At 62.0% G+C, this 10,394-nt stretch carries 10 protein-coding genes; 5 read left to right on the top strand and 5 right to left on the bottom strand.

Features of this window, described 5'->3' with window-relative positions:
* From EN925_RS09280 to fabD, 4 genes are all read right to left on the bottom strand, one after another.
* On the bottom strand, positions 1–557 hold a 557-nt coding region (locus EN925_RS09280), incomplete at its 3' end, for a beta-ketoacyl synthase N-terminal-like domain-containing protein (RefSeq protein WP_281040640.1).
* 34 nt (positions 558–591) lie between these two features.
* Complete coding sequence (locus EN925_RS09275; protein WP_006203723.1) at positions 592–828, bottom strand: acyl carrier protein; 237 nt, start codon at positions 826–828, stop codon at positions 592–594.
* Positions 829–1,039: 211 nt separating this feature from the next.
* Positions 1,040–1,777 (bottom strand): 3-oxoacyl-[acyl-carrier-protein] reductase, encoded by a 738-nt coding sequence (fabG, locus tag EN925_RS09270; protein WP_013532516.1) that lies wholly within the window; start codon positions 1,775–1,777, stop codon positions 1,040–1,042.
* Positions 1,778–1,837: 60 nt separating this feature from the next.
* The gene (fabD, locus tag EN925_RS09265; protein ID WP_013532517.1) at positions 1,838–2,779 is read right to left on the bottom strand and encodes an ACP S-malonyltransferase; all 942 of its coding nucleotides are present in this window, start codon (positions 2,777–2,779) and stop codon (positions 1,838–1,840) included.
* Between the two features lie 277 nt (positions 2,780–3,056).
* On the opposite strand from fabD, the gene EN925_RS09260 reads away from it, so the two are divergent.
* Positions 3,057–4,988 (top strand): LTA synthase family protein, encoded by a 1,932-nt coding sequence (locus EN925_RS09260; RefSeq protein WP_024504319.1) that lies wholly within the window; start codon positions 3,057–3,059, stop codon positions 4,986–4,988.
* 47 nt (positions 4,989–5,035) lie between these two features.
* Here EN925_RS09260 and EN925_RS09255 read toward each other — a convergent pair whose 3' ends face one another.
* A complete protein-coding gene (locus EN925_RS09255) occupies positions 5,036–6,697 on the bottom strand; it encodes a pilus assembly protein (protein ID WP_127368505.1) in 1,662 nt (553 codons plus the stop codon).
* Between the two features lie 452 nt (positions 6,698–7,149).
* On the opposite strand from EN925_RS09255, the gene rpsF reads away from it, so the two are divergent.
* From rpsF to EN925_RS09235, 4 genes are all read left to right on the top strand, one after another.
* Positions 7,150–7,650 (top strand): 30S ribosomal protein S6, encoded by a 501-nt coding sequence (gene rpsF / locus EN925_RS09250; RefSeq protein ID WP_013532520.1) that lies wholly within the window; start codon positions 7,150–7,152, stop codon positions 7,648–7,650.
* Entirely contained in the window at positions 7,650–7,898 is a 249-nt protein-coding gene (gene rpsR / locus EN925_RS09245) for a 30S ribosomal protein S18 (RefSeq protein ID WP_006203718.1), read from the top strand. Before rpsF ends, rpsR begins: the two co-directional genes overlap by 1 nt.
* Before the next feature lie 218 nt (positions 7,899–8,116).
* Positions 8,117–8,701, top strand: coding sequence for a 50S ribosomal protein L9 (gene rplI / locus EN925_RS09240; protein WP_013532521.1), 585 nt, complete (start codon positions 8,117–8,119; stop codon positions 8,699–8,701).
* A gap of 301 nt (positions 8,702–9,002) precedes the next feature.
* A complete protein-coding gene (locus EN925_RS09235) occupies positions 9,003–10,307 on the top strand; it encodes a cyclopropane-fatty-acyl-phospholipid synthase family protein (protein ID WP_128336475.1) in 1,305 nt (434 codons plus the stop codon).
* Positions 10,308–10,394 lie beyond the last annotated feature (87 nt).

Genomic DNA, 10,394 nt, shown 5'->3' with positions numbered 1-10,394 from the left:
CACATGATCAGCCGGGCAGCATCGCCAATGGCGTGCGCGCCGGTCGAACAGGCCGTGACGACGGCATGGTTCGGGCCTTTCAGCCCGTGCCGGATCGAAACCTGCCCGGAGACGAGATTGATGATCTGGCCCGGGATGAAGAAGGGGCTGATGCGGCGCGGGCCGCGTTCCTTGAGGATCATCGCGTTCTCGGCGATGCCCTCGATGCCGCCGATGCCGGAGCCGATCAGGACGCCGGTGGCGCATTGCTCTTCATGCGTCTTGGGTTCCCAACCGGAATCCTTCAGCGCCTCGTCGGCGGCGGCAATCCCGTACAGGATGAAGTCGCCGATCTTGCGCAATTCCTTCGGCTCGAGCACGGCCTCGGGATTGAAGGTGGCATTGCTGCCGTCACCACGCGGAATGACATGGGCGATCTTGCAAGCAAGGTCCTCCACCTCGAACTCGGTGATGCGCTTGGCAGCGCTGCGGCCGGTCAGAAGCTCCTTCCAGCTGTGCTCGAAGCCCATGCCGAACGGCGACAGCAAGCCAAGGCCCGTGACGACGACACGCCTCATCGCAGGTCCTCCCCGGTGATGACTGCAGAAAGCGTCAGGCCGAAGCCTTGTCGATGTACTTCACGGCATCGCCGACGGTCAGGATGGTCTCGGCCGCGTCGTCGGGGATCTCGACGCCGAATTCTTCTTCGAACGCCATGACGAGTTCGACCGTGTCGAGGCTGTCGGCGCCCAGATCATCGATGAAGCTCGCCTGCTCCGTCACTTTGTCGGCATCGACGCCAAGGTGCTCGATGACGATCTTCTTGACGCGCTCTGCGGTGTCACTCATTTGGGCATCCTCGTCTTTTGTTTGTCTGTCTTCGTTAGCGGGCAGAATGCCGCTAATCAAGCTGAAAGATGGTCCTGCCGGAAACGCAACGACTACGGACCGATTTTTGCCCGAACCGCCGGGTTGCGGGCCGCATTACACGAAAAATAGCTGAGGTCCAAGCCGAAATGGTCTCTTTACACAACCCGCCGGCGTTGCTGCAGAACCTCGTTCAAATCATAGCCATGCCGCCATTTACGTGGATGGTCTGGCCGGTGACGTAGGCGGCTTCGTTGGAGGCGAGATAAGCGACGGCGGACGCGACTTCGACGCTGGTGCCCATGCGCCGCGTCGGGATCGCCGCCATGATCGCCTCTTTCTGCTTGTCGTTGAGCTTGTCGGTCATTGCCGATTCGATGAAGCCTGGTGCAACACAGTTAACTGTGATGTTGCGGGTGGCGATCTCCTGCGCCAGCGACTTGGAGAAGCCGATCATGCCGGCCTTGGAGGCGCAGTAATTGGTCTGGCCGGGATTGCCGGTCACGCCGACCACCGAGGTGATGTTGATGATGCGGCCATGGCGGCGGCGCATCATCGGATGGGTGAGTTCGCGGGTGAGCCGGAAAACGGCGGTCAGATTGACCTCGATCACGCTGTCCCAATCGGCATCCGACATGCGCACGAACAGCCCGTCCTTGGTGATGCCGGCGTTGTTGACCAGGATGTCGACGCCTTCGAGATCGGCCTCGGCTTTCTGGCCGAGCGCCTTGACCTCGTCACGGTTGGACAAATTGGCCGGGAACAGCTTGACCCGGTCGCCAAGCTCGCTAGCCAGCGCCTCCAGTTTCTCGACGCGGGTGCCATGCAGGCCGACGATCGCGCCTTGCGCATGCAGCATCCGGGCGATCGCCTCGCCGATGCCTCCCGATGCGCCGGTGACGAGCGCCTTGCGGCCAGTCAATTCGAACATTTTTGTCTCCTGATTGAGAAGAGAACACCCCTTTTGCAGGGAATGGGATCAAATGGGGCTTTATGCAAGCGCTGCTAGCGTTGCCTCGACCTCAGCCGCCGAGCCGACCGACGCAGTGGCGATGTCGCGGTTGATGCGCCGCGCCAATCCCGAAAGCACCTTGCCGGCGCCAATCTCGTAAAGCGTGGTGACGCCATTTGCGCCGAACCACTCCACGGTCTCGCGCCAACGTACGCGGCCGGTTATCTGCTCGACCAGGCGGCGGGCGATCTCGTCCGGATCGCTGGTCGGGCTGACCGTGACATTGGAGAGGACGGGAACGACCGGCGCATTCTTTGTCACACCGGCGAGTGCGTCGCGCATGACGTTCGCGGCCGGCGCCATCAGCGCCGAATGGAAGGGCGCGGACACCTGCAGCATCAGTGCGCGCTTGGCGCCTTTCTCAGTGCACAGTTTCGCCGCCAGTTCGACCGCGGCCCTGGCGCCGGAAATGACCAGTTGGCCGCCGCCATTGTCGTTGGCGATCTGGCAGACGGAGCCTTTGGCGGCTTCCGCGCAAGCGGCTTCGACATCGGCCTGTTCCAATCCGATGATCGCCGCCATGGCGCCCTCGCCGGCCGGCACCGCCGCCTGCATGGCATTGCCGCGGATGCGCAGCAGCCTGGCGGCATCGGCAACCGAAACGAAGCCAGCGGCCGCGAGCGCCGAATATTCGCCCAGCGAATGACCGGCGACATAGGCGACCTTGCCTTTCAGCGAGAAGCCGCGCGATTCCAGCGCCCGGATCGCGGCCAGCGACACCGCCATCAGCGCCGGCTGCGCGTTGGCGGTCAGCATCAACGTCTCTTCCGGCCCTTCCCAGATCAGCTTCGACAGGTTTTCGCCGAGCGCGTCGTCGACTTCCTGGAAAATTCTGCGCGCCTCGGGAAAGGCCTCGGCGAGATCCTTGCCCATGCCGACTGCCTGGCTGCCTTGTCCAGGAAAGGTGAATGCAACGGCCATGCGCGGGCTCCCAAGGGCTGGTTTTGCTTGCCTGATAGACGAGTTTTTCTTGCCTGTGACGCAAGGCAGGCCGCCAAGTCAAGCCCGGTTCGACCCTGCTCGACGGCAGCTTCATCCGCCGAGTGCCTGTTCCGAAAGGCTTTTTGGCGATCACTCCTGATGAAAACCGCTCACGATTCGTTTGCTGGCTCTTCTTATTTTGGCCACAGGCGCTAGCTTTGCGTGACAATTCCATGACAATCGAGTGACGTGCTTGTCGCTGGGTGGGGAAGTTAAAGTGGCAAAGAGTTACAAACGCGCCGGCAAGGCCGCGCCACAGTTCCTGGAAGACGACCCCTCCACCGGCTATCTGCCGGGCAGGAGATGGCCGGTCGTGCGCTATGGGCTGATCAGCCTGGCGATCGCCGCCGTCCTGGTGTTTGCCATCGAACTGATCGTGCGCGGCGACTTTGCCGGCACGGTCTCCTTCTTCCTGCAGCCGCTCAAGCCGGGCTGGACCACCATCGTCGTGTTCGCGCTGATCCTGATCGGCCTCGATGCGGTGCTGGGCCGCAGCCATCAGAGCCTGATGATCGTCGCGCCGCTGACGCTATCGCTTGCCTTCGTCGGCCACCAGAAGTCGCATTATCTCGGCGATCCGCTCTATCCGACCGATTTCCTCTATGCCCGCCAGATCTTTGCGCTGTTGCCGCTTTTGGTGCGCGACCGGCCGATGACCGCGCTCGCCATGGTCGTCGGCATCGTCGCCGGCCTGTCGCTGCTCGTCTATGGCTGGCGGATGTGGCGCCGCAAGGTTCCCGCACTCAGCCGCAAGGGACGCCTTGCGCGGCTGACGCTGGCAGTGCCGCTGCTCGCCTTCTTCGTTTCGATCATGGACTATGCCACCTTCTCCTGGACCAGGGACCGGTTGCAGATCATCCCGATCATGTGGGACCAGAAGGAAAACTATGCCTCCAACGGTTTTGCGCTGGCCTTTGCGCTCAATGTGCCGATGGCGCATGTCTCTGCGCCGCCGGGCTATTCCGACAAGGCGATCGCGGCGATCGCCAGGCCCGATGTGACCGCCTCGGTGCCGGCCGAGAAGCCTGACATCATCATCGTCATGAGCGAGTCCTTCTGGGACCCGACCAAGCTGCCCGGCGTCACCATCACGCCCGATCCGATCCCCAATGTGCGGGCGCTGCGCTCCGGCTCGATGTTCTCGCCGGAGTTCGGCGGCATGACCGCCAATATCGAGTTCGAGGCGCTGACCGGCTTCTCCAACGCGTTCCTGCCGGCCGGCAGCATCCCCTACCAGCAATATGTGCGCACGCCGACGCCGTCGCTGGCAACCTTCCTCAAGAGCCAGGGTTATCGGGCGCGCGCCATCCATCCGGGCACCAACTGGTTCTGGAACCGTGGCGCGGTCTACGCCGATTTCGGCTTCAACGATTTCAAGTCGGAAGAGACGCTGCCGCCAATGCAAAAGCGCGGGCCACTGGCATCGGATGCCGCGATGACCGACGAGATCATCAGCGAGGCCGACGCCAGCGAAGAGCCGGTGTTCTTCTTTGCGGTCAGCCTGCAAAACCACGGTCCCTACGAACCGAACCGCTATTACAGTCCCACGCACAGGGTGCAGGCGCCGATCAGTCAGTGGGCGCGCGAATCGCTGCTCAGCTACGCCGAAGGCTCAGCCGATGCCGATCGCGGTCTCGAACGCCTCGTCGAATGGGCAAAGACACGCTCCCGCCCAACCGTAATCGCCTTCTTCGGCGACCATCTGCCGCCGCTCGGGCCGGTTTATGTCGAAACCGGCTTCCTGAAGGACAATGTCGCGCCGCGCAAGGAAGCGTCGCCCGAGGCTGCCCTCGAGCATCATGAGACGCCGCTGGTCATCTGGTCGAACCGCACCGGGCCGGCTGAGCACATGGGCGCCGTCAGCCCGGCCTTCCTGCCCTATCATATCCTGAAGACGGCCGGCATCAGCCATCCCTACTACACCGGCTTCCTGGGCGAGATGAGCGAACACTACCGTGTCGTCGACCGCAATTTGCTGCTGACGCCGGCTGGCGAGGCCACGCCCGATTGGGCGCGGCAGAAGGAGATCGATCCGGCGATCCGCGATTTCCGCCTGCTGCAGTACGATATGATGTTCGGCAAACGCCACGCGGCGCCCGACTTCTTCCCCGAAACGGTCGACAAGATTGTCGCCGCGCATACGAGTTGAGGCCAGCGATTCCCTCGGAGCCTGCTGGTCCGTCTCGGTTCGCGTGTTCAGTTGGTCAATTGCAGCTTCGTGAAATTGTTGGCGATCTGAAGGAACACGTTCGGCAGTTTGGTCGGATCGTTGACGGCATAATAGTTGCTCGGATCCGAGGCGCAGGCGCTGTAAAGCGCACGGTTGGCTGCGGTGTCGGATTGCAGCACCATGGTGTAGATCTGCACGCCCTCGTTCTTCAATTGCGTGCAAACGTTTTTGGTCCAGCCGTCGACATTGCGCGCAGCGGTCGTCTGGTTGTCCGATCCGAAGCGGCCGCCAGCCAGATAGCCATAGGATGTGTAATCCGACTTTGTCGATTCTTGTTCGCTGGCGCCATAGACGACGTTCTCGCCGTCGGTGAGCAACAGCACTATCTTACTGATCCCAGGCGTCTTCCACGGCGCTCCGTCGGTGTAGGGCGCGGCAGGCGACAGCACGCGCATACCCCACGACAGGCCCTCGGAGACATTGGTACCCGAGCCATTCCACTCGGTCATCTGACTGGCCGCCTTGCGCAGCTTGTCGAAATCGTCGGTCAGGGGGACCACCGGGGTCGGACACGCACGGTTCGGGCCGACAGTGATGGGAGAGCCGATCTCGGTGATGAGTTCCTTGGCGGGCGCAACATATTTGGCGATCTTTTCCCTGGCATCCCTGTCATCGGGCGACAGAAGTTCAATGAGATTGCCGAGCAGGTTGCTGAGATCGATGCCCAGAATGTTGATGCCCGACTGGGCAAGCCTGGTTTTGTCGCTGACATCGTTGAGATAGGAGTTGTTGTAGTATTTATCCGAATTGCCATAGGAGCCAGACGGCTTCTGGGCGTCTTCGGGATCATCCGGCGCAAAGTAGGGCACGAACAGCGTGTCGGGCTTGGCCGGGTCGGGTGGCGTGTCGGAGATATTGTAAGCGCCTGGCCGCGCCTCGACGCAACCTTTCCATCCGGTGCCATTCCATCCGGCATCGGCCCATCCGGTCTTCTTGAGCTGTTTGAAAAGCGCCATGTGGTTCGGCCGCTTGCCGTAGATGACGGGAAAATTGACGCCGTTGGTTGAGGACTTGCCGTCCATGTCGATCCAGGACGGGTCGAAGCCGTCGCCATTGACGTTGACGGCCGTCACGAAAGGAACCAGCGAGGCGCGGATCTTGCGCGTTGGCGATTTCGCCGCTTCGAGCGTGTCGAGCAACGATTTTGTCGCCGTCCTCAGCGCCGTCATCCGCGCGCCGGCCATCGAGCCGGTGTTGTCCAGCACCAGCACGACTTCGAGCTGGTTGTTCGATTCGACCGCCGAGGCATCGACCACGATGTGCTTGCTGTCGCCGAACAGGAAGGCGAAGTTGAGATGGACGTCCGCCGAGGCAACCGCCTTGGTCTTGACGAAGTTGACGCCCTTGTCGACAGTCAACGTCGCCTGCGCATTGTCGAGCTCGCCATGACCGACGATGTTGGCCTGGAAATAGCGGTTGAAAGCGTCATTGCGGGTGATGTCGAGATCGCCAAGGTGCGAAGAAGCAAGGTTTGCCGAATCGAGAGCGTTCTGCAAATTGCTCTTGGCCCGCATAAGGGTCGAGACATCGGTTGCGAAAGCGACTGCCGTCAGGATGACCGGCAAACCCAGTCCCAGCACAAGCGTGAAATTGCCGCTCTTCGAGCGCCATAATTTGTTGAGAAGCATCCTTACCCCCGGAAATGCTTGCCGCTTTTGCGCGGTTGTCCGGGCTTTTGCGCCTTCCATGATGAATCGACCGTTGACGGCCAGGCTTCAACTCCACACAACCTGCTGGTGTGGTTAAGACGTGGTTGCCGGAAACCACGACTCCGGCCGTTGCTGCTTCCCGATCGTCGCCTGCGACACACGGGAATGCCGCTTGCCCTTGCTTTGCGGCCGGATTGCTGTATAGACGCCCGCAATCTGCCGGTCCTTGCTGGGGGCTGAACGGAGGGCCGGAGGTTTTCAGAACCTTCGTGTGAAGCCGGAAGTGCTTCCGCCTCCCGTGTCTCCGCTCTCGACCGTCTCGTCATGCTCCTTTCTTCCCCCTGCCCCTTCGAGGGTTTGCGGGTCAGAGAAGTTGCAGAGGCTTTTGCCGCCGGGAACCGGGAGAGAAACGAAGAAAGGCATAAGACATAATGGCTCTTTACGAACATGTGTTTCTTGCCCGGCAGGACCTCTCGCAGCAGCAGGTCGATGCGCTTGTCGAACAGTACAAGGGTGTCATCTCCGCAAATGGCGGGTCCGTCGGCCGGGTCGAGAACTGGGGACTGAAGTCCCTCACCTACCGGGTCAACAAGAACCGGAAGGCCTACTACACGCTGATGGACCTGAATTGCCCGGCGGCCGCGCTCAACGAGATGGAGCGCCAGATGGGCCTGTCCGAAGACGTGCTGCGTTTCCTGACCATCAAGGTCGAGGCGCATGAGGAAGGCCCGTCGGCCATGATGCAGAAGCGCGAAGAGCGCTCGGAACGCGGCGGCTTCGGCGACCGTGACCGTGGCGATCGTGGTCCGCGTTCGTTCGGCGATCGTGATCGCGGCGACCGTGGCGATCGTCCGCCGCGCTCGTTCGGCGACGCCGGTGCCGATCGTGGTCCGCGCCGTCCGCGCGAAGGCTTTGAAGGGGGTGCAGAATAATGGTCGACATCAATCAGATCCCGACCCGGCGCCCGTTCCATCGCCGCCGCAAGACCTGCCCGTTCTCCGGCGCCAACGCGCCCAAGATCGACTACAAGGACGTGCGTCTGCTGCAGCGCTACATTTCCGAGCGTGGCAAGATCGTGCCGTCGCGCATCACCGCCGTCAGCCAGAAGAAGCAGCGCGAACTCGCCAAGGCGATCAAGCGCGCCCGCTTCCTCGGCCTGCTGCCCTACGTGGTTCGCTAATATCTCAAATGCGGGCGGTTCGCCGCCCGCTCTTCTCCCACGGCGACGGGCGCCGCAGGGTTGAACATCAAATCCCGGGTTGAGGTCAAAACCTCTAACTGCCGCACAGGCAGGACAGCGACACCAGCGCCAAAGGCGCTCAAGCTTCCTGACCTGTTCCCAAGACATTCGGCGCCGATCTCATCGATCGATTGGCGTCCAACCAAAGGAACAAATCCATGGACGTCATTCTTCTCGAACGCGTTTCCCGCCTCGGCCAGATGGGCGATACCGTCAAGGTCAAGGACGGCTTCGCCCGTAACTTCCTGCTGCCGCAGGGCAAGGCGCTGCGCGCCAACGAAGCCAACAAGAAGAAGTTCGAAGGCCAGCGCGCCCAGCTTGAAGCCCGCAACCTCGAGCGCAAGTCGGAAGCGGCCCAGGTCGCTGAAAAGCTCGACGGCAAGAGCTTCATCGCCGTTCGCTCCGCCGGCGAAACCGGTCAGCTTTACGGTTCCGTTTCGACCCGCGACATCGCCGATCTGCTGACGGCGGAAGGTTTTTCGATCAACCGCAACCAGATCCTGCTCAACCAGCCGATCAAGACCATCGGTGTCACCAATGTGGCGATCGCGCTGCATCCGGAAGTCGAGGTCACCGTCACGCTCAACATCGCCCGCACGGCCGACGAAGCCGAGCGCCAGGCCAAGGGCGAGACGCTGACCACCGCCGAAGCCATCTATGGCGACGACATCAACGACAACGCCCGGCCGGAGAACTTCTTCGATCCGAACACCGAGTTCGAAGGCGACGAAGACAACGCCTGATCACACGTCGCAAGCGATTGGAGCCATGGGGCTGATCACGACTTGACGCCAAGCTCCGATCACTTTGCCGTCATCCAGCCATGCTGGACCAATGCCCGGGCCTCGCGCCCGGGCATTTTTGTGCCAAATGGAACTTTTCGAACCCCTATATATTGTTGCAGACTATGGCGTCGCGCGTCCTTTGGCCGCGCAAAGCACGCTGTGCAACTTTGGTTCGGCGCAAGATCTCCGGCGAAATCGATCCCGATTTTCGCGGTCACGCGCCAAGGCAGCCTGTCTGGCCGAGAGGGGACATTTGGTCATGAATATTCTGTTGAAGCGCGTTCTCGACCGCTTGGTGCGCACCGGCAATCTTAGGGTAACCGGCCCCAAGGGCACGGCGGTGGGTTTCGGCGACGGCAGCGGCGAGCCGGTGCACATGCACATCAAGACCGCGCATGCCGAGCGCGCCATCACCTTCGATCCGATGCTGGCGGTGCCTGAAGCCTACATGGACGGCGAACTCGACATTCTCGAGGGCGGCGTGCTGGGCGTGATGCGCATCGCCTTCCAGAACATGGGCAGCGGCGGCATCGACGCCACCTGGTCGAAGGCCATCGAAGGCCTGCGCCACGCCTTCCGCCGACTGCAGCAGATCAACACCGCCTCGCGCTCGCGGCGCAACGTGCAGCGCCACTACGATCTGTCGGGCGATCTCTACCGGCTCTTCCTCGACGAGGACATGCAATATTCCTGCGCCTATTTCGAGCAGCCGGATATGACGCTCGACGAGGCGCAGGCCGCCAAGAAACGCCACATCGCCGCCAAGCTCCGGCTGAAGGCCGGCCAGACGGTGCTCGACATCGGCTCCGGCTGGGGCGGGCTTGGCCTCTATCTCGCCAAGGCGTTCGACGTCGACGTGCAAGGCGTCACGCTGTCGACCGAGCAGCATGGCGTCGCCACCGACCGGGCGCATGCGCAAGGGCTGGAAAGCCGCGTGCATTTCGAGCTGAAGGACTACCGCGAACTCAATGAGCGTTTCGATCGCATCGTCTCGGTCGGTATGTTCGAGCATGTCGGCGTCAACCACTATCGCACCTTCTTCGACAAGAGCGCGACGCTGCTCAAGCCGGATGGCGTCATGCTGTTGCACACGATCGGCCGTTCCGGCGTGCCGTGGGCGACCAGCGCCTTCATCCGCAAATACATCTTCCCGGGCGGCTACATCCCGTCGCTGTCGGAAGTGATGCCTGCGATCGAGAAGTCGGGCCTGGTCGTCACCGACGTCGAGATCCTGCGGCTCCACTATGCCGACACGCTGAAGCACTGGGGCGAGCGCTTCGCCGCCAATCGCGACAAGGCCAAGGCGATCTATGACGAGCGCTTCTGCCGCATGTGGGAATTCTATCTGGCGGCCTCGGAAGCCGCCTTCCGCTGGCAGGATCTGGTGATCTTCCAGATCCAGATCGCCAAGAAGAACGATACGCTGCCGATGACACGCGACTACATGGCCAAGTGTGAAAAGGCGCTCGAGATGCGCGATATGGGGCATCGTGAAACGGCTCCCGTCAAAAAGAGCCCGGCCGCCAAGCCGGCTCGCCGCCGCAAAGTTGCCGACCAGGAATAGCATTGCCGCTTGCCATTGCCGGCGCCTGCACTGAAAAAGGTCCCGTGACCGTCGCGGGACCTTTTTCATGACCTTTGTCCTCTATGC

The sequence above is a fragment of the Mesorhizobium sp. M7A.F.Ca.US.006.04.2.1 genome (genome assembly GCF_004022915.1).
Taxonomy (GTDB): Bacteria; Pseudomonadota; Alphaproteobacteria; order Rhizobiales; family Rhizobiaceae; genus Mesorhizobium; species Mesorhizobium ciceri.
This window is presented reverse-complemented; position numbering and strand designations above follow the sequence as displayed.